Genomic DNA, 21,911 nt, shown 5'->3' on the forward strand with positions numbered 1-21,911 from the left:
CAACGCGCCCCCGGCCCTTTCAAGTGCGCTCCCGCACCCAGAACAACGTCGCCCCGGCCACCGCCGCCGGCATCATCAGCACGTTGACTCCCGGAATCATCAGCGCCAGGTAGGTGATCCCGCCAAAGCCCATCGATTGCCAGCGCTTGGCGCGCAGCCAGGCGAGCATGTCCTGCCAGCTCATCTTGTTGTTGTCCGCCGGGTAGTCGATGTACTGGATGGCCATCATCCAGATACCGAACACCAGCCACAGCGGCGCGGCGATCACGTTCACCACCGGGATGAACGACAGGATGAACAGGCCGATGGCCCGCGGCAGGAAGTAGCCAAGCTTGCGCATCTCGCGGCTCAGGGTACGTGGCACCATGGCCATCAGCTCGCTCCAGCTGAAGGGCGGGAAGTTGTCCTGGCCGCGCACCACCACTTCGACCTTTTCCGCCAGGAAACCGTTGAACGGCGCGGCGATGACGTTGGCCAGCAGGGTGAAGGTGAAGAACACCATCAACAGCACCAGGGCGACGAACAGCGGCCACAGGATGTAGGTGAGAAAGCCCAGCCAGTCGGGCAGGGTGGGCATCAGCGCATCGACCCACAGGCTGAACTGGTGGCCGGCAAAGTAGATCAGGCCGCCGAACAGCAGCAGGTTGACCGCCAGGGGCAGCAGCACGAACAGGCGCAGGCTGGGGCTCAGGACCAGTTTCAGGCCTTCGCGCAGGTACTGCGGGCCGGACAGGACGGGGGCTTGCATCGGAGTGCTCCGCTTGAGGAAAACGCGCTGACCTTACCGAGTTTGGCGCGCCGACGAAAGGCGCCGCGCCTCCGGGAAACGGCGTGTAACAAAGCACAGGCACAATGCCTGGCGTTTTCCTTTGCGGATAGAGACTGTCTATAAGGTGGATTGTCGAAGGATATTTCCTTAATCTCTGCGGCCTCGCTACAGTGCGCTCAACTTTTTTGGTTTTGGACCAACGCGTTGTAGCCTTCCCCAAGTGCTGCGTGGGTCCCTTTTAATTCCAGCTGGCGCAACCGGCGCACAGACGCCGGCCCCGTGCGGCCCGCTCGACAGGAGTTCGACATGTCCGAAGTACGTCATTCGCGCGTCATCATTCTCGGTTCCGGCCCTGCCGGTTACAGCGCCGCGGTGTATGCCGCCCGCGCCAACCTCAAGCCGCTGCTGATCACCGGCATGCAGGCGGGCGGCCAGCTGACCACCACCACCGAAGTCGACAACTGGCCGGGCGACCCCCACGGCCTGACCGGCCCGGCCCTGATGCAGCGCATGCAGGAGCACGCCGAGCGTTTCGAGACCGAGATCGTCTTCGACCACATCAACGCCGTCGACCTGGCCAACAAGCCGTTCACCCTGCGCGGTGACAGCGGCACCTACACTTGCGACGCGCTGATCGTCGCCACCGGTGCCAGCGCTCGCTACCTGGGCCTGCCGTCGGAAGAAACCTTCATGGGCAAGGGCGTGTCGGCCTGCGCCACTTGCGACGGCTTCTTCTACCGCAACAAGCCGGTGGCGGTCGTCGGCGGCGGCAACACCGCCGTGGAAGAGGCGCTGTACCTGGCCAACATCGCCAGCAAGGTGACTTTGGTACACCGTCGCGACACCTTCCGCGCCGAGAAGATCCTGATCGACAAGCTGCACGCCCGTGTCGCCGAAGGCAAGATCGAACTCAAGCTCAACGCCACCCTGGACGAAGTGCTGGGTGACAACATGGGCGTGACCGGTGCGCGCCTGAAGAACAACGACGGCAGCTTCGACGAAATCAAGGTTGACGGTGTGTTCATCGCCATCGGCCACACCCCGAACACCTCGCTGTTCGAAGGCCAGCTGACCCTGAAGGACGGCTATCTGGTGGTTCACGGCGGCCGTGAAGGCAACGCCACCGCCACCAACGTCGAGGGCGTGTTCGCCGCCGGCGACGTGGCCGACCACGTCTACCGCCAGGCCATCACCTCCGCCGGCGCTGGCTGCATGGCGGCCCTGGACGTCGAGCGTTACCTGGACGGCCTGGCCAACGCCGCGCACTGATCCAGCCCTTGCGGGCTTGCCTCACAATGAAAAAACCGGCCATCTGGCCGGTTTTTTTGTACCTGCGATTCAGCTCACAGGCTCAGTCGCATCGACAGGTCAACCGCCTTCACATCCTTGGTCATCGCACCGATCGAGATGTAGTCCACACCGGTGTCGGCGATCACCCGCAGGGTGGTCTCGTTGACCCCGCCGCTGGCCTCGAGCTTGGCCTTGCCCGCGGTGATGCGTACCGCTTCGCGCATTTCATCCAGGCTCAGTTCGTCGAGCATGACGATATCGGCGCCCGCCGCCAGCGCCTGGCGCAGCTCGTCCAGGCTTTCCACCTCGATCTCCACCGGCTTGCCCGGGGCGATGCGGTGCGCCGCCGCCACGGCCTCGGCCACGCCACCACTGGCGGCGATATGGTTCTCCTTGATCAGGAACGCGTCGTACAGGCCGATGCGGTGGTTGTGGCAGCCGCCGCAGGTAACCGCGTACTTCTGCGCCAGGCGCAGGCCCGGCAGGGTCTTGCGGGTATCGAGCAGGCGCACCTGGGTGCCCTCGACCAGGTCGGCCAGGAAGCGCGCGCGGGTTGCAACGCCCGAGAGCAGTTGCAGGAAGTTCAGCGCCGAGCGTTCACCACTGAGCAGCGAGCGTGCCGGGCCTTCGAGGTGGAACAGCGCCTGGTTGGCGGTGGCGCGCTCGCCATCGGCCACCTGCCAGTGCACCGCCACCCGCGGGTCGAGCTGGCGGAACACCGTATCGACCCAGGCGGAGCCTGCGATCACGCAGTCCTCGCGGGTGATGATGGTCGCCTTGGCCAGGCGCTCGGCCGGGATCAGCTGGGCGGTGATATCGCCGCCGCCGATGTCCTCGAGCAGCGCGCGGCGCACGTTGGCTTCGATTTCGGCGGTCAGGTCGGCGAGGCGTAGGTTCGGCATGGTCGGCTCCACAAGCTAGGTGCCGGCGATTATAGGGCAGGGGGGCGGCGTGTACAGCTGCCGTGCCGATGACCTTTGGTCAGGCGGTTTGAGCAATTGTGCAAATGCATTGTCCGTTGAGGCGTGCGAAAGGCGTGCTAGCAGCTGTCAGAATTTTCACCGATAATGGCGCCTTGTAATTGGCGTCATAGCTTTGACGATTTCACTTCCAGTCGAACAACGCAACATCCAGCAAGGAGTCCGGGATGCATGATGAAGGCAAGGTGGTGCCCTTGGCGGCGGCCATCGACCGGGGTGCGCGCGCGCCCTCGCCATGCCTTCCGGTCCTGCTCCTGCAGGTGCGCGACAAAGCCGCGCTGCAATTGCGCCAGGGCTTGCAGGCGCTGTTCGACAATGCTGACGACACCCTTTTCGAAATGGCCGACAAGGCCAGTGGCCGACTCGACCAGAACCTGTACTTCGAAGCCATGCGCGACCTGCGCCTGAAGCGCAAGAGCATCGAGCGCGGGTTCCTCGACACCTTCTACGACGCCTTTGCCCGTATCGGCCAGGGCGGTGGGCTCGAGGCCCTGGTCAGGTCACAGACCCAGGACAGGTCGGCGCTGGAGCGAACCGTGGCCGTGCAGGCCATGGTCGATCGGGTGCTGTCGCGTGACGGGTTTCTGCTCGATCAACTGAACCTGCGCTTCACCACGTTGCTGGAGGTGCCGCTGGAGACCGTGCACAACCCACTCGGGCCAGGCAACCTCTGCGGTTACTTCCTGGATGCCGGGCGCAACCTGGGGGTCGGCGCCAACGTCAAGATGGTGCTGCTCAAGCTGTACGAGCGTTATGTGCTGCGCGACCTCGACCTGCTCTACGGCGAGGCCAGCCAGTTGCTCGCCAGTGCCGGCGTGCTGCCGGACCTGCTGCCCGCGCCACGGCGCCGTGCCGAGGACCGGCGCGGCATTGCCAGGCGCGTGCCGGCCAGCGTCATGCCGGGCGGCCTGCCCGACTCCGCCGGCCAGGCGTTCTTCGCCTCGGTGCAGGCGCTGCTGGCGCCGGTGCGCGGGCGGGTCACGCCGCGTTTGCAGGCGGCCGGTGCGGCCCAGCCGACCAGTACCGGCGACCTGCTGCGCCTGCTCACCCACTTGCAGCACTATGTGCCGGCCCCTGGCGAGCCGGATGACTTCAACCTCGGCCAGCAGCTGGAGCAACTGCTGTTGCGGGTCAGCGTGCGCAGCGGCACGCGGCGGCGCATTGCCACCGACGACGAAGACACGATCAACCTGGTCGACCTGCTGTTCACCTTCATCCAGGGTGACCACAACCTGCCGGCCAGCCTGCGCGCGTTGATCGTCCGCCTGCACATCCCGGTGCTCAAGGTGGCATTGATCGACAAGGGCATGTTCAGCCGTGGCAGCCACCCGGCGCGCCGCCTGCTCAACGAAATCGCCGCCGCGGCCATTGGCTGGGAGACCGAGGCCGAGGGGCTGCGCGACAGCCTGCACCTGCGCGTCGAACGGATCGTGCAGCGCCTGCTCAATGACTTTTCCGACGATTGCGCCCTGTTTGATGAACTGCTCGATGAGTTTCTCGCTTTCAGCCAGGATGAACGTCGGCGCAACGAACTGCTCGAACAGCGCACCCGCGACGCCGAGGAGGGCCGCGCCCGTACGCTGCTGGCCCGCCAGCGTGTGCAGCAGGAGCTCAACGACCGCCTGCATGGCCGGGTGCTGCCGCAGGTGGTGGTGCAGATGCTGGTTCAATCCTGGAGCCAGGTGCTGCTGCTGGCCTGGCTGAAGCAGGGTGAGGCTTCGCCAGCCTGGGCCGAGGCCCTGGCGACGGTGGATGACCTGCTGGTCAGCATTGCCCCGTACCGTGAGCCGCAGCGCCTGCTGGAGCAGGTGCCGGGCTTGCTCAAGGCGCTGCGCGACGGTCTGGCGGGGGTGGCGCTGGACTCCGCCGCCACCCGTGATTTCTTCCTGCAACTGGAGAAGCTGCACCAGCGCGCCTGTGGCGGCACGCCGGAGGCGGATGCCGCGCTGGACGAAGTGTGGGTGGAGGACGATATCGTGCTGGTCGTCAGCGATGAGTCCGAGTTGGACGCTGGCCTGCCGCTCGACGAGCATGACCCTGCCGTTCATCAGGTACAGCGGTTGCAGGTCGGCACCTGGGTCGAGGTGATGGACGACGACGAGCCGCTGCGCTGTAAGCTGGTGGCGCGTATCGACAGCAATGACCGGTTGGTCTTCAGCAACCGCACCGGCATGAAGGTGCGCGAATGGAACCGCATGGGCCTGGCCATGGCCCTGCGTCGTGGCGAGGTACGCCTGCTGGACGATGGCCTGCTGTTCGAGCGGGCGCTGGAGGCGGTGCTGGAGCAATTGCGTGGGCAGCAGGCACAGCAAGGCTGAAGCCTCCTGCACAATCATTTACATACAAGCACTGGCCGCCCACGGCATACTGACTATCTGTCTCGGGCGTCATTTCAGGATCTGCACCATGCAATTGGACCGCGCGACCGGCTGGTTCACCGGCGTCAGCCACTGCCCCTCGCCGAACTTCAACGCCCGCCCCGAAGGTGAGGCCATTGCGCTGCTGGTCATCCACAACATCAGCCTGCCTCCGGCCTGCTTCGGCACCGGCAAGGTGCAACAGTTCTTCCAGAACCGCCTGGACCCGGACGAGCACCCGTACTTCGCGACCATCAACCACCTGACCGTCTCGGCGCACCTGTTCGTCGAGCGCGATGGCGCGGTGACCCAGTTCGTCTCGTTGCTCGACCGCGCCTGGCATGCCGGCGTGTCGCGCTTCGGCGAGCGCGAGGGCTGCAACGATTTTTCCATCGGCATCGAGCTGGAGGGCACCGACGAACTGCCCTACACCGATGCCCAGTACGCCACCCTGGAGCGGCTGACCCGCGAGATCCGCGCGGCTTGGCCAGTGATCGACGCCCAGCGCATCTGTGGCCACAACGATATCGCCCCGCAGCGCAAGACCGACCCGGGCCCGGCATTCGACTGGCTGCGCTACCGGGCTGCCCTGCAACGCAACGAGGACAAGGCATGAGTTTTCTGGTGTTGGTGCTGGCATTGTGGGTCGAGAAGTTCTCGGCCCTGCGCCAGCGGTTGCAGCGCGACGGCTTCTATCTGGGCGAGCTGGTGCGCCTGGAGCGCAGCGGCAAGGTCCACCCGTGGTGGACGCTGAGTATCCTGATCCTGGCACCGGTGGCGCTGCTCGTGCTGCTTTTGCATGTGCTGGAGCCGGTGGCCTATGGCTTGCTGGCGTTGCCGGTGCACCTGCTGGTATTGATCTACAGCCTGGGGCGCGGCGATGTAAAGGCGGCGCTGGGCCCGTTTCGCGACGCCTGGCGCCGGGGTGACGAACAGGCCGCGCTGCACGTGGCCGAGCGCGACCTGGGGTTGGCCGCCGACGATGCCCAGAGCTTGATCAAGCGGGTTCAGGGCCACCTGCTGTGGCAGGCCTACCAGAGCTTCTTCGCGGTGATCTTCTGGTACTTCCTGCTCGGCCCGGCGGCGGCGCTGGCCTACCGCCTGCTGGCGCTGACCATGGACAACAGCCGCCAGCCCGCCTTGCAGAGCCTGGCCGGGCAACTGCGCCACGCCATGGACTGGCTGCCGGTACGGGTGATGACGGTGAGTTTCGCCCTGGTCGGCAACTTCGTCGCGGTGACCCGCGTGATGCTGCACGAGCTGCTCGACTGGCACGTCAGCGCCGGGCACCTGGTGGCCAAGGTCGGCCGGGTGGCCGACGACATCCCTGAGGAAGAGGACCGCCAGCGCGGTCTTGAGCGGCTGGACAGCCTGTGGGAGCTGCTGCTGCGCTGCGCGGTGCTGTGGTATGCCTGCTTTGCCCTGTGGACCGTGTTGGTCTGAGCAGTTCGCTACCGGCTGATCGCTTAACCATAAGTTACAAACCTTGATTCCAATCTGCGCTATACAAGGCCACTGGCCCTAGATGGCCTAGTGCTACCCCGCAGAACAACAAGAATTCAAGGAGGTGACCTGTGAAGCGTCTGCTCTATCCGGCCATCGCACTGATGAATCGGCTGAGCTTCGGCATGAAGTTCAGCCTGATCAGCGTCCTGTTTTTCCTGCCCATGCTGGTCACCAGCTTTTATCTGGTACGCGACGCCTACAGCCAGCTCCAGGCCACCCGTGGCGAATTGCAGGGGCTGGCGCCGTTGTCCGAGAGCCTGACGTTGCGCGGCGACCTGGAGACCCTCGGCAACCTGCTGCAGATCAACGCCGTGCTGGGCCAGTCGGGCCAGGCCGGCGATGTGGAAAGCCGCATCGCGGCGCTGCAGGACAAGGTCCAGGCCCGGCTCGATGGCCTCAAGGGTAGCGACCCTGCGTTCGAGGCCAAGCGTGCCGAGCTGGCCGAGGCCTTTGCCAGTGCCCGTGACGAAAGCTCGCTGCAGAACAAGGCGGCGCTGTTCGACAAGTTGCTGGCCCAGGCCCAGGTGCTGGGCAAGCTGGTGGCCAGCCAGTCGGGGCTCAGCCAGGACAGTCAGGCCTCGGTGCGTCAGTTGAGCGAGCTGCTCGGCAATGCCACCGCCCAGGTGACCCAGGCCATCGGTGAGGGCCGGGCAATGGGCGCGGTGGCCCTGGGCCGTGGCTTCATGGACTCCTCGGGCAGCGCGCGTTTCGAAGACCTGCTACAGCGCCTGGAACGCTTGTCCGCCGATTACGCCATTCGCCTGGATGACGCCCTGGCAACCGATGCCGGGCTCAAGCTCGCGCTCGCCGGTAGCGCCCAGGCCAGCCAGGCCACCGTCAAGCAGGCGGCGACCCTGTTCGAGGACCAGGTGGTGGTGGCCGAGAGCCTGGACGCGCCGTGGGCCGGTTTCTACCAGCAGACCAGCGACCTGATGGCGCAGACTTACCGCTTGAACGATGCCGTACTGGCCCATCTGCACGGGCAACTGGAAGAGCGCCTCGGCCAGCACCGCCTGCGCACGGTCGCGCTGGTGGCGGCCTTGGCCTGCGTCTTCGCATTGATCATCTACCTCTACAGCGGCTTCTACGTCTCCACCCGGGAAACCCTCGGCAACCTGGGCACCGCCATGGACAAGGTGGCCGCCGGCGACATGACCATCAGCTTCCAGGCCAGCAGCCGGGACGAACTGGGCGAACTGGGGCGTGGTTTCAACGAGACCGTGCGGCGCATTCGCGGGCTGATCGAACAGGTCGGCAAGACCGTGTCCACGGTCGAGGAGCAGGCCGGCCAGGTGCTTTCGGTGTCGAGCCGCAGCAACCAGGCGGTCAGTGGCCAGCGCGAGCAGATCGAGCAGGTGGCCACGGCCATGAACCAGATGAGCGCCACCGCGCTGGAGGTCGCCCGCAGCGCGGCCCTGGCCGCCGAAGGCGCGCAGCGGGTCAACCATGAGAGCGCCTCGGGCCGCGACCTGGTGGAAAGCCAGCAGGGCAGCATCGCCCGCCTGGCCGGCGAGATCGACCAGAGCGTGGCGGCGGTTAACCAGCTGGCGGGCGACAGCCAGGCCATCGGCCGGGTATTGGAGGTGATCCGCAGCATCGCCGAGCAGACCAACCTGCTGGCCCTCAACGCTGCCATCGAAGCGGCCCGGGCCGGCGAGCAGGGCAGGGGGTTTGCCGTGGTTGCCGATGAGGTACGCACCCTGGCCAGGCGCACCCAGGATTCCACCGAGGAGATCGCGCAGATGATCCAGCGCCTGCGCGAAGGCGTGGGCGCGGCGGTGCGGGTGATGGGCAGCAGCCACCAGATGGCCGCCGGCACCGTGGACGAAGCGCGCCAGGTGCAGCAGGCACTGGGCAACATCCTTGGCGCGGTGGGCGGGATCGTCGAACAGAACCAGCAGATCGCCGCCGCCGTCGAGCAGCAGACCGCCGTGGCCCACGACATCGACCAGAACATTGTGGCGATCAACCGTGCGGCGCAGGACACCACCGAAGGCGCTTGTCAGACCGAAGATGCCAGCCGGGCGTTGTCGGCGCAGGTGGTGGAGCTCAAACGGTTGATCGGGGCGTTCAGGGTGTGATCGAGGCCGACGCGGATCCTGTGTCGGGCTGCCAGCCAAACACCCCGCAGGCATTGCGACTGCTGGCCTCTGCCAGCAGCGTTGTCTCGATCCCCATGACTTCGGCCAGCGCCCCGGCAATCTCGGGTAGGTGCTCCGGGCTGTTGCGCTGCCCCGGGAACATCGCCGGCGCCATGTCCGGCGCGTCGGTCTCCAGCACCACGCTGTCCAGCGGCAGCCTGGGCAGGGTCTTGCGCAGGCGTAGTGCCTGCGGCCATGTCGCGGCGCCGCCCAACCCCAGCTTGAACCCCAGCTTGATGTATTCCCGCGCCTCCTCGTAGCTGCCGGCAAAGGCATGGATGATCCCCGCCCGCGCCGGCTTGTAGCGCTTGAGCGTGGCGATCACCTGGGCGTGGCTGCGGCGCACGTGCAGCAGCGACGGCAGCTCGAAGTCGCAGGCCAGTTGCAGCTGGGCCTCGAACAACGCCTGCTGGCGCGTCGGGTCCAGTTCGGGCAGGTAGAAGTCCAGGCCGAACTCACCCACCGCGCACAGGCGTGGATTGCCGCGCAGGCGTTCGAGCCAGTCGCGCAACTGCGCCAGGTGCTCGGGAAGGTGCTGCTCGAGGTAGATCGGGTGCAGCCCCAGTGCCGCGTACACGCCTTCGTTGGCGCAGGCCAGGTCCCAGACTCGCTGGAAGTTGTCCTGGTACACCCCCAGCACCACCATGCGCTCCACCCCGCGCGCCGCCGCGTTGGCCAGCAGGCGCGGGCGGTCGGCGTCGAAATCGGCGAAGTCGAGGTGGGTGTGGGTGTCGATCAGGCGCATGGTCAGGCCTTGGCGATCCGCTGCTTGAAGGTGCGACCGATGGCGTGCACGCCGGGCTCGTAGCGCTTGTCCTCGATGGCGGCCAAGGCCAGTTCCAGCGCGGTGGCGGCGATCAGGCCGTGCTGCTGGGCCATGGCATTGACCGGCAGCGGCAGGAAATCGAGCAACTGATTGTCGCCGAAGGTGCCCAGCTGCAGCTGGCGTGAGTCGTCGGGGCGCGCCTGCAGCGTGTCGAACACACCTTGCAGCAGCACGTACGAAGTGGTCACCAATGCATCCGGCAGGCCACCCAGTTCATCGATCAGCTGTTGCATCAGGCGTTGGCCGCACTCGCGGCTGAAGGCTTCGCCCTGGTAGCGGCGCACTTCGCCGTCGAAACCTTGCAAGGCTTCGTCGAAGCCACCGGCGCGGGCCTGGCTCACCGACAGCTCGGGGCGGGCGCCGATCAGGGCGATGCTGCGCGGGCGGGTTTTCAACAGGCTCTGGGCCAACTGGCGGCTGGCGTCGCGGTCATCGCTGATCACCGAGCAGAAGTGCGCCGGGTCCAGGCGCCGGTCGATGGCGATCACCGGCAGGCCCTTGGCCTGCAGCTCGCGGTAGCTCTCGTCTTCCGGCGGCAGGCAACTGGCGACGAACAGTGCGTCGCAGCGCCGGGCACGGAACAGCTGCTGCAATTGGCGTTCGCTGTCGGGCTGGTCGTCGCTGCTGGCGATCAGCAGTTGGTAGCCACGGGCACGGGCGCCTTGCTCCAGCTGCTTGGCAATGCGGGCGTAGCTGGGGTTCTCCAGATCCGGGAGAATGAAGCCCAGGGTGCGGGTGTGGCGGCTGCGCAGGCCGGCGGCCTGGGGGTTCGGGGTGAAGCCGTGTGCCTCGACCACCGCACGCACGCGCTCGACGGTGCTGCTGCTGATGCGCTGCTGTTCGGCCTTGCCATTGATGACGTAGCTGGCGGTGGTTACGGACACACCGGCCAGACGGGCGATATCGCTGAGTTTCACCGAATTTTCCTTGTTGTTTCCGGGACTGCCTGCGGGGCTTGACCGGCTAGTTTCACCCATCGACGGGCCCGCGCGCAGACGACCATTGTCGCAATTGTCCGACAGGATGGGGCTTTTTCGTTGGCAGATTATCGAGTAACGTGGCCGCTTGGTCAGATTAAACGTTTCAGCAAGGCGAATTTTCCTGCCTGAAAATCAGTCTTCGCCGGTTGTGCTGATCGTTTCGGCGGCTTTTGCCGTCGAATTCCACAACAATACCTCGGTAGCCGACGGGGCTGCCGCAAAAGGAGAGGGTCATGCTCGAGCTTGCCGTTGAGCAGATTGCCATGGGCCAGCGTGCCGCCGACAAAGGCGAGGCACTGGCGCTGCTGGCCGATCGACTGGTTGCCGATGGTCTGGTCGCCGAGGGTTACCTGGCGGGGCTGCAAGCCCGGGAGGCACAGGGCTCGACCTTCCTCGGCCAGGGCATCGCCATCCCCCACGGCACGCCGCAGACCCGCGAGCTGGTGTTTGCCACGGGCGTACGCCTGCTGCAGTTTCCCGACGGCGTGGACTGGGGCGACGGCCAGATCGTCTACCTGGCCATCGGCATCGCCGCCCGCTCCGATGAACATCTGCGCCTGCTGCAACTGCTGACCCGCGCCCTCGGTGAAACCGACCTGGCCGAGGCGCTGCGTCGCTCCGGTAGCGCCGAGGCACTGCTCAAGTTACTGCAAGGAGCGCCACGCGAGCTGGCGCTGGATGCCCAGCTGGTCGGCCTCAACCTGGCGGCGGAAGACTTCGACGAACTGGCCTGGCGCGGCGCTCGTCTGTTGCAACGCGCCGGTTGTGCCGACAGCGGCTTTGCCGCCGTGCTGCAGCAGACCGAGCCGCTGCCGCTGGGTGAAGGGCTGTGGTGGCTGCACAGCGAACGTGAGGTGCGCCAACCGGGGTTGGCCTTCGTCACCCCGCAACAACCGTTGCGCTACCGCGATCAACCGCTCAATGGCCTGTTCTGCCTGGCCAGCCTCGGAGCGGCGCATCAAGCCCTGCTCGAGCGCCTGTGCGAGGTGTTGATCGAAGGCCGTGGGCAGATGCTCTACCAGGCCACCAGCAGCCGCGCCGTGCTCGAAGTGCTCGGCGGCGAGGCGCCCGCCGACTGGCCGAGCGCCCGGATAGTATTGGCCAACGCCCATGGCCTGCATGCTCGCCCTGCAAAGGTACTGGCGCAGCTGGCCAAGGGCTTCGAGGGCGAGATCCGCATACGGCTGCACGACAGCGCCCAGCCCGCCGTTTCGGTCAAGAGCCTGAGCAAGCTGCTCAGCCTCGGCGCTCGCCGTGGCCAGGTGCTGGAACTGATCGCCGAGCCCGATATCGCCGCCGATGCCTTGCCGGTACTGCTGGCAGCCATCGAGCAAGGCCTGGGCGAGGAGGTGGATCCACTGCCGCCCACAGCGGTGCAGGACGAGGCGCCGATGTCCGCCCTGCAGGCCCCGACGCCAGGCAGCACGCTGCAAGGCGTCGCTGCGGCGCCGGGCATCGCCAGCGGTCCGGCCCATGTCCAGGTCGAGCGCGATATCGACTACCCGCTGCGCGGCGAGTCGCCCGCCCAGGAGCGGGCCAGGCTGCGCCAGGCCATCGACACGGTGCACGCCGATCTTCAGGCCCTGGTGCAACGCAGCGACAAGGCCATCGGCGAAATTTTTGTCACCCATCAGGAAATGCTCGCCGACCCGGCCCTGACCGACGACGTCGAGCTGCGCCTGGCCCAGGGCGAAAGCGCCGCCGCTGCGTGGATGGCGGTGATCGAAGCCGCCGCCCGTCAGCAGGAGGCCCTGCACGATGCGCTGCTGGCCGAGCGCGCCGCCGATCTGCGCGATATCGGTCGTCGGGTGCTGGCGCAACTGTGCGGCGTCAAGGACAGCGCCGAGCCAGAGCAGCCCTATGTGCTGGTGATGGTCGAAGTCGGCCCTTCGGACGTGGCGCGCCTGGACCCGGCACGGGTCGCCGGTATCGTCACCGCGCAGGGTGGCGCCACCGCCCACAGCGCCATCGTCGCCCGGGCCCTGGGCATCCCGGCGGTGGTCGGGGCCGGGGCGGCCGTGCTGTTGCTGGAGAGCGGCACGCCACTGCTGCTTGATGGCCAGCGCGGGCAGGTCGTGGTTGCGCCAGCCGAGTCCGAGTTGCAACGAGCCCTGGCAGAGCGTGATGCCCGCGAGCGTCGGCTGCAGATCGCCTGGGCCAACCGCCATGAGCCCGCGCGGACGCGCGACGGCCATGCGGTCGAAGTGTTCGCCAACATCGGCCAGAGCAACGGCATCGACAAGGTGGTGGAGCAAGGTGCCGAAGGCATCGGCCTGTTGCGCACCGAACTGATCTTCATGGCCCACCCGCAACTGCCCGACGTGGCGACCCAGGAAGCCGAGTACCGCCGGGTGCTCGATGGCCTGGACGGACGGCCACTGGTGGTGCGCACGCTCGACGTCGGGGGCGACAAGCCCTTGCCGTACTGGCCGATCGCGGCTGAGGAAAACCCCTTCCTCGGCGTGCGCGGCGTGCGCCTGACCCTGCAACGCCCGCAGGTGATGGAAGACCAGCTGCGCGCCTTGCTGCGTGCCGCGGACAACCGCCCGCTGCGCATCATGTTCCCCATGGTCGGCCAGCTCCATGAATGGCGCGCCGCCAAGGCCATGGTCGAGCGCCTGCGCCAAGAGATCCCGGTGGCCGACCTGCAGGTGGGCATCATGGTCGAAGTGCCGTCGGCCGCCTTGCTGGCACCGCAGCTGGCCCGTGAAGTGGACTTCTTCAGCGTCGGCACTAACGACCTCACCCAGTACACCCTGGCCATCGACCGCGGTCACCCGAGCCTGTCGGCCCAGGCCGACGGCCTGCACCCGGCAGTGCTCAACCTGATCGACATGACCGTGCGCGCCGCCCATGCCCAGGGCAAGTGGGTGGGCGTGTGCGGCGAGCTGGCGGCCGACCCGCAGGCGGTCGCCGTGCTGCTGGGCCTGGAGGTGGACGAACTGAGCGTCGCCGCCCGCAGCATTCCTGAAGTCAAGTCACTGGTGCGCCAGGCCGACCTTTCGACGGCCCGCGCCCTGGCGCGCGAGGCCCTGCAACAAGACAGCGCCGAGGCAGTCCGGGCGCTGGTGGAGCGTTATTGATGGCCAAGATCCTCACCCTCACCCTCAACCCGGCGCTGGATATCACCATCAGCCTCGACCGCCTGCGACCCGGCGCGGTCAACCGCAGCCAGGCGCAGCACAGCCATGCCGCCGGCAAGGGGCTGAACGTCGCCCAGGTGCTGGCCGACCTGGGCCACAGCGTCACCGTCGGCGGTTTCCTGGGGCAGGACAACCTGGCGCCGTTCGAGGCGCTGATTGCCTGGCGTGGGTTCGCCGACTGCTTCGTCCGCGTGCCGGGCGAGACCCGCAGCAACATCAAGCTGGTCGAGGCCGATGGCCAGGTCACCGATATCAACGGGCCAGGGCCGCAGGTCGACGAGGCCGCCCGCAACGCCTTGCTGCAACGTCTGGCCCACGTAGCCCCGGGGCATGACGCCGTGGTGGTGGCCGGGAGCCTGCCACGGGGGGTCAGCCCCGAGTGGTTGCGCGAGCTGCTGCTGATGCTCAAGGCGCAGGGCCTGAAGGTGGCCCTGGACTGCAGCGGCGAAGCCTTGCGCGCAGGCCTGCAGGCCGCGCCCTGGCTGGTCAAGCCCAACACCGAGGAGCTGGGTGAAGTCCTCGGGCTGCCGGTGCAGGCCGCGGACGAGCAACGCGCGGCCGCACGGCGGCTGCTCGCCACTGGCGTCGAGCATGTGGTGGTGTCCCAGGGCGAGCAGGGCGTGAACTGGTTCGCCGCTGGCCTGGCACTGCATGCGCAACCGTCGAAAGTGCGCATCGCCAGTACCGTCGGCGCCGGTGATTCGCTGGTCGCGGGCATGGTCCATGGCCTGCTCCAGGCCGAAGCGCCCGCCGCTACCTTGCGTCGCGCCACCGCCATCGCCGCCCAGGCAGTCACCCAGGTCGGCTTCGGCATTCACGACCGTGAGCAACTGGAGCGCCTGGAAGCCGCCGTGCGCCTTACAGAACAACAAGAAGAGGGCTGCTGATGAACATTGCCATTGTCACCGCCTGCCCCAACGGCCAGGTGTCCAGCGTGCTCAGCGCCCGCTTGTTGGCCGCCGCGGCCCAGCGTCGGGGCTGGAAAACCTGCGTCGAGGTGCACGACGCCGAACACCCGGAGCTGCGCCTGACGCCAACGCAGATCGCCGAGGCCGACTGGGTGCTGGTGGTCAGCACCGGGCCGGTGGACCTGACGCGCTTTGCCGGCAAGCGCCTGTACCAGAGCACGCCGGCCCAGGCCCTGGCCGACCGTGAAGGCTTCCTCGACGAGGCCGCTGCCGGCGCCCAGGTGCAGGCAGCGCAAACCCCGGTGCAGGGTGCGCCGAAGATTGTCGCTGTGACCGCCTGCCCGACCGGCGTGGCCCACACCTTCATGGCCGCCGAAGCCCTGCAACAGGCGGCGCAGGCCATGGGCTACCAGCTCACCGTGGAAACCCAGGGCTCGGTCGGCGCACGCAATCCGCTGCCGGCCGAGGCCATCGCCGCAGCCGATGTGGTGTTGTTGGCCGCCGATATCGAAGTACCGGCCGCGCGCTTCGCCGGCAAGCGCATCTACCGCTGCGGCACCGGCATCGCCCTCAAGCAGGCCCGCGCCACGCTGGACAAGGCACTGGCCGAGGGCAAGGTGGAGGCAGCGGGGGCGACCGGCGCGATGCCGCCGGCCGAGAAGACCGGCGTCTACAAGCACCTGCTGACCGGGGTCTCGTTCATGCTGCCGATGGTGGTGGCCGGCGGCTTGCTGATCGCCTTGTCGTTCGTGTTCGGCATCGAGGCCTACAAGGAGACCGGCACGCTACCCGCCGCCTTGATGCAGATCGGCGGCGAGGCGGCGTTCAAGTTGATGGTGCCGCTTCTCGCTGGCTACATCGCCTGGTCCATTGCCGACCGCCCGGGCCTGGCGCCAGGGATGATCGGCGGCCTGTTGGCGAGCACGCTCGGGGCGGGGTTCATCGGCGGCATCGTCGCCGGCTTCCTGGCCGGCTACAGCGCCAAGGCCATCGCCCGCTGGGTGCGTCTGCCCAGCAGCCTCGACGCGCTCAAGCCGATCCTCATCATCCCGCTGCTGGCCAGCCTGTTCACCGGCCTGGTGATGATCTACGTGGTTGGCCAGCCCGTGGCGGCCATGCTCGCGGGACTGACCCACTTCCTCGACAGCATGGGCACCACCAACGCCGTGCTGCTCGGGTTGCTGCTCGGCGGCATGATGTGCGTGGACCTCGGCGGGCCGATCAACAAGGCCGCCTATGCCTTCTCGGTGGGGTTGTTGGCTTCGTCGAGCTACGCGCCGATGGCCGCGACCATGGCCGCCGGCATGGTGCCGCCGATCGGCCTGGGCATCGCCACCTTCCTGGCCCGGCGCAAGTTCGCCCAGAGTGAGCGCGAGGCCGGCAAGGCGGCGCTGGCGCTGGGCCTGTGCTTCATCTCCGAGGGCGCGATCCCGTTCGCCGCCAAGGACCCGCTGCGGGTGATTCCGGCGAGCATCGCCGGCGGCGCGCTGACCGGGGCCTTGTCGATGTATTTCGGCTGCAAGCTGATGGCGCCCCATGGCGGGCTGTTCGTGCTGCTGATCCCCAACGCGATCAACCATGCGCTGTTGTACCTGCTGGCCATCGTCGCCGGCAGCCTGCTGACGGCGGTGGTGTACGCGCTGATCAAGAAGAGCGAGCAGGTGGAGATGGTCGTGGCGCCGGCCAAGGGCTAGGCCGGCAGACTCCATCGCGGGGCAGGCCCGTGCTGGTTATTCGAAGGTGGTGCCGATACGCTGGCGGTTCTTCGAGTACCAGATCCCGGTGATTTTTGCCGTCACGTCCGCTACCGCAACCTGGCCGTCATAGCGACTGTCGTTGCTGTTGTCGCGGCGGTCACCCAGCAGGTAGATGTGCCCGGTCTCAATCACCGTCGGTGCCAGGCTCAGCGACTCGGGACGGCGTACATGCTCGGGCGCTGCATGGAACAGCCCCAGGTTGCGCCCATTGACGATCACTTCGCCATTGACGATCTCCAGCCGGTCGCCGGCAACCCCCGCCACACGCTTGAATGCCTCGCCATTGCGATAGCGGTACAGCACGATATCCCCCACCTTGGGCGCTGCGCTCAAGCGCGTGTCGCTGATGATGTGATCGCCGATCTGTAGCGTCGGCTCCATCGAACCCGAAGGGATCTGGCTGAGTTGGTAACCGAACAGTGGCCCGCGCAGCACCAGCAGCAGGGCGGCCACGCCTATCACCGCCGCAGCGTAGGCAACCAGGCGTGCGCCGGCGGGTTCAGCCCCGGCGCGGCCGCGCCACACAAGGCCTGCGGCCAGGCACGCCGAGCCGAACTTCAGCGCCAGAGCGACACCCAGGCCGACGATCAATGCCCTGGGCGTGGCGAACAGGCCGATCAGCAAAAAGTCGGCGAGGATCAGGCCCAGCAGTATCAATGCCCAGCGCAGCCGGCCCAGGTAGAAAAGCCCCCACCCGGCGACGAGCAGCGAGATGACGAAAGCCGAGGAGGCGGATTGGCGAGCTTGCATGAGCGGTGGTTCGTCCTTGAGTTAACGATGTAATTGTCTCGGCAGGTGGCGTGGGCTCTTGATCGTTCAGCGGCGCGGCATCTTTGCCCGCAGCGGCACCAGCAGGTCGCCCAGGCCGTTGTGGTCGATCTCGTGCATCAGCGCCAGCAACCCGCCCAGCTCTCCGGGTGGGAAACCTTTACGGGCAAACCATGCCAGGTAGTCCCCGGGCAGGTCGGCGATGATCCGCCCCTGGTACTTGCCAAAAGGCATGGTGCGGGTGACCAGCAGTTGCAGGGTTTCGGGTCTCATCGGGGAGGTGGCCTGTGGCGGTTGAAGCGCGACCTTACTGCAAACTGCACGACGACCCAAGCGGCGATCATGCAGAACGCCGTTTAACGGTGTGTTTATGAAATCTTCAAGTTACTGATTTATATGATTTATTTTTATTTTCTGGGCCTGGCACGAAGCCTGCTCCGATCAAGGTGACTATCACCTGCCAAGGAGTTGTTGCCATGAGTAACCCCAACAAAGACACGATCGACGTACTCAACGACCTGATCGAGTACAGCAAGGATGGTGAGAAAGGCTTCAAGACCTCCGCCGAGGATGTGAAGAACCCTGAACTGAAAGCGTTCTTCGTGCAACGCGCCAGCGAGTGCGCCAGCGCCGCAGCCGAGCTACAAGGCGAAGTGCGCCGCCTGGGCGGCGATCCGGAAACCAGCACCAGCATCAGCGGCGACCTGCACCGTGGCTGGGTCAACCTCAAGTCGATGGTCACCGGCAAGGATGAAGAAGCGGTGCTCAATGAAGTGGAGCGTGGTGAAGACCATGCGCTGAAGGCCTACAAGGAAGCCCGCGAGAAGCTGGTCAAACTGGGGCGCTCGGCCAATGACACTTCGTATGCCTTGGTAGAGAAACAACTGCAGGGCGTGCAGCGCAATCATGACCAGGTGAAGGCTCTGCGTAACGCAGCCCGAGCTCGGTCCTGATCAGCATGGGGCCGTGTAACGGCCCCATGACTCACCCCTCGGGTCCTTCCACCCGATTCCGCCCATTGGCCTTGGCTCGATACAACGCCTCGTCCGCATCGCCCAGCAGCGCCGCCAGGTCCTGATGGGTACCGGGGATATGCAGGCCAATCCCCACACTGACCGTCACCGACCGCTCGTCATCGCCGAATGGCGGCATCGCCTCGACACTGGCGCGAATCCGCTCGGCCAGCAACCGGGCGCCGGCCAACTCGGTTTCCGGCAGCACCACCTGGAACTCCTCTCCGCCGTAACGCGCCGCCAGGTCCGCAGGGCGGCGGATGCACAGCTCGATGGTGGTGGCCACCTCGCGCAGCACGTGGTCGCCACCGGCATGGCCATGGCGCTGGTTGAATGCCTTGAAGTGGTCAACATCCACCATCAGCACTGCCAGCGGCTTGCGGTTGCGCTGGGCACGCGCCCATTCCTGGCGCAGCACCTGGTCCAGGCGGCGGCGGTTGGCAAGGCCGGTGAGGCTGTCGGTGGCGGCGAGGGTGGCCAGGCCCAGTTCGGCATCGTGGCGCCGACGTAGCTCGCGGCCCAGCAGCAAGGTCAGCCAGAGGATGCCAATGCACAACACGCCGGTGGCCACGCTGACCACGATCGCGGTACGCCGCCACGACTGGAACACTTCATCGGCCGAGTGGGCCACCAGCACGATCAACGGCAGGTCGGCGACTCGGGCGAAGGTGTAGAGGCGCTGGCCCTCATAGGCCGTCGAGCGGGCGGTGAAGCTGCCGCTGCGTTCGCTGAGGATGCGCTTGAAGTTAGGGCGCTCGCTGAAGCTGGTGCCGATCAGTGGATCCTGCGGCCGGGTCGGCTGGCGCGCCAGCAGCTGGCCATCGGTATTGAGCAGGTTGATGCTGCTGTCCACGCCGATGTCCAGGCGCTGGAACAGTTCGTTGAAATAGGACAGACGCAAGGCCCCGGCGGCCAGGCCCTGGAACTCGCCGTTGGCGCCGGAGATGCGCCGGCTGAAGCTGATGCACCAGTCCAGGTTGCCCAGCCGTGCCTTGAACGGCGGGCTGATCAGCAGGCCCAGGCCCGGGCGGTCGCGGTGCGCCTGGAAGGCCACGGTGTCGGCGAAGTTGGCCTGGCGCGGCACCGCGCTGGTGGAGTCGCCGAGCACGTCGCCCTTGGCGTCGAGCCAGAGAATGTCGCCGCGCACCGGCGCGGAGAAGGCCTGGTTGAACAGGATCTGCTGGCGCAGCTTGGTCGGCACGTTGAGCAGCTCGGGGTGCTGCACGGCCCAGATCAGGCCCTTGAGCGACTGGTCGTAGAGCTCGACGTTACGCAGGATGTCGCTTTCGATCAGTTGCACGATATTGCTCGACGAGCGCATTTCCGATTGCTCGACGCTGTCGCGCTCGCGGGCCAGCAGGTAGCCGACGATGGCCACTATGGCGAGCACGGCAAGGCAGCTGCCCAGGTTGAGGACCAGCTCGGGGTGTGACTTGTACAGGGCGGATCGTGGTGATCGGGTGGGCAACGTCATGCTCGCAACTGCATAAGCCCCGGGATCCATGGGGAGTGGGCCGGAAAGCGGCGGCGGTATTTTAGGCAAGGCGCGATTGTCGGACAAGATCAAAGGTGTTTTGCCCGACGGAATTGATTCAGTGGGCCCATTGCGAAAGGTGGCCTCTACTCGTGATCAAGGTCTTGAGTGCGTGTCACTGCTTATCGCGCAGAAGGCAGGAATCGCCCGAGGGGCGTCGTTGGACGCGTATGGAGAGGAACGGTGGGGTCATGACCTGGCATTATTGTCAGTTGTCAAACTGGTCTGGTGCAGCCAGGGTGATATGAAGTCCCTTGATAGGCGCATTTTCATGAGTCCAATCCAGAATGTTCTTGACGCTATCAGCTTGCTGTCGCTCGACCAGCAACGTTCGGTTCAGCAAGTCGTTTGCGGGGGACGCCATGCTATTGCCTATACACCCTATGGTGCGGATGTCGCGAGTAACGGCGCGTTGTCGCTATTGGGATTCAGTGGATACCTCCGTACGCAGTGGCACGGCTGTTATCTATTGGGCAATGGGCGTCGTGTCTATGACCCAAGGCTTATGCGATTTATCTCGGCGGACCGCTTGAGCCCGTTTGGCGAAGGGGGGATAAACGCCTATGCCTACTGCTCTGGGGACCCTGTGAATTTGCGGGATGATTCAGGTCTGAGACCAACTCGCAATCAGCTGCGACCGTTGCGGCCGGAGGCACTGCTCGAAAATCCGCTTCAGGACTTTTCCGATTGGCAGAACTACCCTGGTCTGAGCGAGAAAGCCAGACGCCATATTGACAAGTTGCCTAGCAGGATCAAAAAAGCCAAGAAGTTTGGCGGTCAAGTCGAGAAAAATCCTGAGGCTCACTCATCGATCGACACTTCGAATTCGTGGCAAAGATATGAGAGCAATAGAATCAAGATAGATAAGACCTTCGATAAACTCGAAGCGGCACGATTCCAACATGCTGCTGAAAATGGGCTTCCGCTACCCAGCTGGGGTACAGCTGGCGGAAGCGACTCAGCAGAGCCGCCTTATCGGGCCTCTTCTGAAACCAGTGATCTGCCTCCAGATTATAATTATCTGCCTTCCTATGATGATGCCATGGACAATATTCGAGCCGGTAGTTAGCTGCGTTGGCATGGTAGGTGCCAAGGTGCTTCGTCGTGTGATTTGACGTACGACATTTCCGAATCTGAAACCAAATGCTTCAGTTGGGCTGTGCTTGGGACCTATCCTACGCGCTTGCCGGAAGGGTCTGGATAGGCCGGGAAATGCATCAGGGCTAACGTCGTCGGGTCGCCAAATTTGGTGACCGGGTGTGAGAACCTGACGATATGTCTTTCGGCCATTTCAATGGCAGCCGTGTTCGGGCAGACCTCTGGTCTGGCCGGGTTTCATGTCCTCGGTTTCTCACCCCGTACACGGTTGCCACCTAATCCCGTGAGAAAGGTTCAAGTGGCGAATTTCTTCAATCGACATGAGCGATTTTGAATGAAAAAGCTAGTACCTGACCCACCCATCCCCTACATCTCCATCATTGATCATCTGCCCCTCGCCGAAGTCTGGGAGCATGCCGCCGCGCTGATGGCCATGATGACCCGGAACTGCGAGGTCTACCTGGCGTTCGCCGACGATGAGCGTCCGGACATTCTGGTAGACAACATCTCGATTCTCAGCCAACTGCTGAGTTGCCTGATGGCCCACGCCAGGTCGCTGGAGGAACCGTCATGACCGACACGCCCGAAACGGCCGTCACCGCTGGCGACGAGACTTTCCTGGAATGTTATCGCGTGCTGCCGGGTGTGCCCTTGAGCCGGGCATTCGATGAGCTGTCGGTATTGCAGGATTGCATCCTGCACCTGACCACCGAGGCGGAAATGGAAGGGGACCTGAAAGCAGGGAGTGCGGCGCGGATGCTCAGTGCCATGGCCAAGGCGCTGATCAATGACCTGGAGATTGGGTTGAACCGTAACCGTTGAAGTCCATCGCGGGGCAAGC

Annotated in this window: 19 protein-coding genes and 1 pseudogene; 13 read left to right on the forward strand and 7 right to left on the reverse strand. The window is 65.7% G+C overall.

Translation table 11 applies throughout. From position 1 onward, the window contains the following. Positions 1-19: 19 nt before the first annotated feature. Positions 20-748: a sulfate transporter CysZ gene (gene cysZ / locus DFS21_RS00700; protein WP_111531689.1), complete on the reverse strand. Its 729-nt coding sequence runs from the start codon at positions 746-748 to the stop codon at positions 20-22. A gap of 327 nt (positions 749-1,075) precedes the next feature. Between cysZ and trxB the strand changes: the two genes are divergently transcribed. Next, complete coding sequence (gene trxB / locus DFS21_RS00705) at positions 1,076-2,038, forward strand: thioredoxin-disulfide reductase (RefSeq protein WP_028689829.1); 963 nt, start codon at positions 1,076-1,078, stop codon at positions 2,036-2,038. Between the two features lie 74 nt (positions 2,039-2,112). On the opposite strand, the gene nadC is transcribed toward trxB, so the two are convergent. Continuing rightward, positions 2,113-2,961, reverse strand: coding sequence for a carboxylating nicotinate-nucleotide diphosphorylase (nadC, locus tag DFS21_RS00710; RefSeq protein ID WP_111531690.1), 849 nt, complete (start codon positions 2,959-2,961; stop codon positions 2,113-2,115). A gap of 245 nt (positions 2,962-3,206) precedes the next feature. Here nadC and DFS21_RS00715 point away from each other — a divergent pair, with 245 nt between their 5' ends. The 5 genes and pseudogenes from DFS21_RS00715 (at position 3,207) to DFS21_RS27160 (ending at position 8,983) form a co-directional block, all read left to right on the forward strand. After that, positions 3,207-5,357, forward strand: a complete 2,151-nt coding sequence (locus DFS21_RS00715) for a DUF1631 domain-containing protein (RefSeq protein ID WP_110700600.1) — start codon at positions 3,207-3,209, stop codon at positions 5,355-5,357. Positions 5,358-5,445: 88 nt separating this feature from the next. Further along, a complete protein-coding gene (gene ampD, locus DFS21_RS00720) occupies positions 5,446-6,012 on the forward strand; it encodes a 1,6-anhydro-N-acetylmuramyl-L-alanine amidase AmpD (protein WP_102682512.1) in 567 nt (188 codons plus the stop codon). Next, positions 6,009-6,839, forward strand: a complete 831-nt coding sequence (ampE, locus tag DFS21_RS00725; RefSeq protein WP_110700598.1) for a regulatory signaling modulator protein AmpE — start codon at positions 6,009-6,011, stop codon at positions 6,837-6,839. Before ampD ends, ampE begins: the two co-directional genes overlap by 4 nt. Positions 6,840-7,834: 995 nt before the next feature. Then, positions 7,835-8,125 (forward strand): annotated as a pseudogene (locus DFS21_RS27155) (HAMP domain-containing protein); the annotation flags it as partial. Between the two features lie 153 nt (positions 8,126-8,278). After that, the gene (locus DFS21_RS27160; protein WP_371919248.1) at positions 8,279-8,983 is read left to right on the forward strand and encodes a methyl-accepting chemotaxis protein; all 705 of its coding nucleotides are present in this window, start codon (positions 8,279-8,281) and stop codon (positions 8,981-8,983) included. On the opposite strand, the gene DFS21_RS00735 is transcribed toward DFS21_RS27160, so the two are convergent. Beyond that, a complete protein-coding gene (locus DFS21_RS00735) occupies positions 8,973-9,788 on the reverse strand; it encodes a TatD family hydrolase (protein WP_110700594.1) in 816 nt (271 codons plus the stop codon). The genes DFS21_RS27160 and DFS21_RS00735 overlap by 11 nt on opposite strands. A gap of 2 nt (positions 9,789-9,790) precedes the next feature. Beyond that, complete coding sequence (gene cra, locus DFS21_RS00740) at positions 9,791-10,786, reverse strand: catabolite repressor/activator (protein WP_102682508.1); 996 nt, start codon at positions 10,784-10,786, stop codon at positions 9,791-9,793. 296 nt (positions 10,787-11,082) lie between these two features. On the opposite strand from cra, the gene ptsP reads away from it, so the two are divergent. Genes ptsP through DFS21_RS00755 form a run of 3 tightly spaced genes read left to right on the forward strand, consistent with a single transcriptional unit; the run spans position 11,083 to position 16,594 of the window. After that, positions 11,083-13,932 (forward strand): phosphoenolpyruvate--protein phosphotransferase, encoded by a 2,850-nt coding sequence (gene ptsP, locus DFS21_RS00745; RefSeq protein ID WP_111531692.1) that lies wholly within the window; start codon positions 11,083-11,085, stop codon positions 13,930-13,932. Continuing rightward, positions 13,932-14,879, forward strand: a complete 948-nt coding sequence (gene pfkB, locus DFS21_RS00750; protein ID WP_111531693.1) for a 1-phosphofructokinase — start codon at positions 13,932-13,934, stop codon at positions 14,877-14,879. The genes ptsP and pfkB overlap by 1 nt, the downstream gene beginning before the upstream one ends. Beyond that, positions 14,879-16,594: a PTS fructose-like transporter subunit IIB gene (locus DFS21_RS00755; RefSeq protein ID WP_111531694.1), complete on the forward strand. Its 1,716-nt coding sequence runs from the start codon at positions 14,879-14,881 to the stop codon at positions 16,592-16,594. The genes pfkB and DFS21_RS00755 overlap by 1 nt, the downstream gene beginning before the upstream one ends. A gap of 36 nt (positions 16,595-16,630) precedes the next feature. Here DFS21_RS00755 and lepB read toward each other — a convergent pair whose 3' ends face one another. Both lepB and DFS21_RS00765 read right to left on the reverse strand, forming a co-directional pair. Beyond that, positions 16,631-17,407, reverse strand: coding sequence for a signal peptidase I (gene lepB / locus DFS21_RS00760; RefSeq protein WP_110700585.1), 777 nt, complete (start codon positions 17,405-17,407; stop codon positions 16,631-16,633). 66 nt (positions 17,408-17,473) lie between these two features. Beyond that, positions 17,474-17,698: a DUF3820 family protein gene (locus DFS21_RS00765; protein ID WP_110700583.1), complete on the reverse strand. Its 225-nt coding sequence runs from the start codon at positions 17,696-17,698 to the stop codon at positions 17,474-17,476. A 203-nt stretch (positions 17,699-17,901) separates the two neighbouring features. On the opposite strand from DFS21_RS00765, the gene DFS21_RS00770 reads away from it, so the two are divergent. Beyond that, positions 17,902-18,378 (forward strand): PA2169 family four-helix-bundle protein, encoded by a 477-nt coding sequence (locus tag DFS21_RS00770; protein ID WP_094010256.1) that lies wholly within the window; start codon positions 17,902-17,904, stop codon positions 18,376-18,378. Between the two features lie 31 nt (positions 18,379-18,409). Here DFS21_RS00770 and DFS21_RS00775 read toward each other — a convergent pair whose 3' ends face one another. Then, positions 18,410-19,906 carry a diguanylate cyclase gene (locus tag DFS21_RS00775; RefSeq protein WP_110700680.1) on the reverse strand — a complete coding sequence of 499 codons (1,497 nt, stop codon included), beginning with the start codon at positions 19,904-19,906 and terminating at the stop codon, positions 18,410-18,412. 178 nt (positions 19,907-20,084) lie between these two features. Here DFS21_RS00775 and DFS21_RS00780 point away from each other — a divergent pair, with 178 nt between their 5' ends. The 3 genes from DFS21_RS00780 (at position 20,085) to DFS21_RS00790 (ending at position 21,892) form a co-directional block, all read left to right on the forward strand. Further along, positions 20,085-21,041 (forward strand): RHS repeat-associated core domain-containing protein, encoded by a 957-nt coding sequence (locus DFS21_RS00780; RefSeq protein ID WP_256591208.1) that lies wholly within the window; start codon positions 20,085-20,087, stop codon positions 21,039-21,041. A gap of 363 nt (positions 21,042-21,404) precedes the next feature. Next, complete coding sequence (locus tag DFS21_RS00785; protein WP_110700581.1) at positions 21,405-21,644, forward strand: hypothetical protein; 240 nt, start codon at positions 21,405-21,407, stop codon at positions 21,642-21,644. Beyond that, complete coding sequence (locus DFS21_RS00790) at positions 21,641-21,892, forward strand: DUF3077 domain-containing protein (protein ID WP_110700579.1); 252 nt, start codon at positions 21,641-21,643, stop codon at positions 21,890-21,892. The genes DFS21_RS00785 and DFS21_RS00790 overlap by 4 nt, the downstream gene beginning before the upstream one ends. The last annotated feature ends 19 nt before the right edge of the window (positions 21,893-21,911 follow it).

Source organism: Pseudomonas sp. 2848 (assembly GCF_003253945.1).
Classification (GTDB): domain Bacteria; phylum Pseudomonadota; class Gammaproteobacteria; order Pseudomonadales; family Pseudomonadaceae; genus Aquipseudomonas.

Excerpts from the sequence above, each read along its gene's own strand:
- cysZ (WP_111531689.1), bottom strand. The coding sequence starts at position 748 with ATGCAAGCCCCCGTCCTGTCCGGCCCGCAGTACCTGCGCGAAGGCCTG.
- trxB (WP_028689829.1), top strand. The coding sequence starts at position 1,076 with ATGTCCGAAGTACGTCATTCGCGCGTCATCATTCTCGGTTCCGGCCCT.
- nadC (WP_111531690.1), bottom strand. The coding sequence starts at position 2,961 with ATGCCGAACCTACGCCTCGCCGACCTGACCGCCGAAATCGAAGCCAAC.
- DFS21_RS00715 (WP_110700600.1), top strand. The coding sequence starts at position 3,207 with ATGCATGATGAAGGCAAGGTGGTGCCCTTGGCGGCGGCCATCGACCGG.
- ampD (WP_102682512.1), top strand. The coding sequence starts at position 5,446 with ATGCAATTGGACCGCGCGACCGGCTGGTTCACCGGCGTCAGCCACTGC.
- ampE (WP_110700598.1), top strand. The coding sequence starts at position 6,009 with ATGAGTTTTCTGGTGTTGGTGCTGGCATTGTGGGTCGAGAAGTTCTCG.
- DFS21_RS27160 (WP_371919248.1), top strand. The coding sequence starts at position 8,279 with ATGAGCGCCACCGCGCTGGAGGTCGCCCGCAGCGCGGCCCTGGCCGCC.
- DFS21_RS00735 (WP_110700594.1), bottom strand. The coding sequence starts at position 9,788 with ATGCGCCTGATCGACACCCACACCCACCTCGACTTCGCCGATTTCGAC.
- ptsP (WP_111531692.1), top strand. The coding sequence starts at position 11,083 with ATGCTCGAGCTTGCCGTTGAGCAGATTGCCATGGGCCAGCGTGCCGCC.
- pfkB (WP_111531693.1), top strand. The coding sequence starts at position 13,932 with ATGGCCAAGATCCTCACCCTCACCCTCAACCCGGCGCTGGATATCACC.
- DFS21_RS00755 (WP_111531694.1), top strand. The coding sequence starts at position 14,879 with ATGAACATTGCCATTGTCACCGCCTGCCCCAACGGCCAGGTGTCCAGC.
- lepB (WP_110700585.1), bottom strand. The coding sequence starts at position 17,407 with ATGCAAGCTCGCCAATCCGCCTCCTCGGCTTTCGTCATCTCGCTGCTC.
- DFS21_RS00765 (WP_110700583.1), bottom strand. The coding sequence starts at position 17,698 with ATGAGACCCGAAACCCTGCAACTGCTGGTCACCCGCACCATGCCTTTT.
- DFS21_RS00770 (WP_094010256.1), top strand. The coding sequence starts at position 17,902 with ATGAGTAACCCCAACAAAGACACGATCGACGTACTCAACGACCTGATC.
- DFS21_RS00785 (WP_110700581.1), top strand. The coding sequence starts at position 21,405 with ATGAAAAAGCTAGTACCTGACCCACCCATCCCCTACATCTCCATCATT.
- DFS21_RS00790 (WP_110700579.1), top strand. The coding sequence starts at position 21,641 with ATGACCGACACGCCCGAAACGGCCGTCACCGCTGGCGACGAGACTTTC.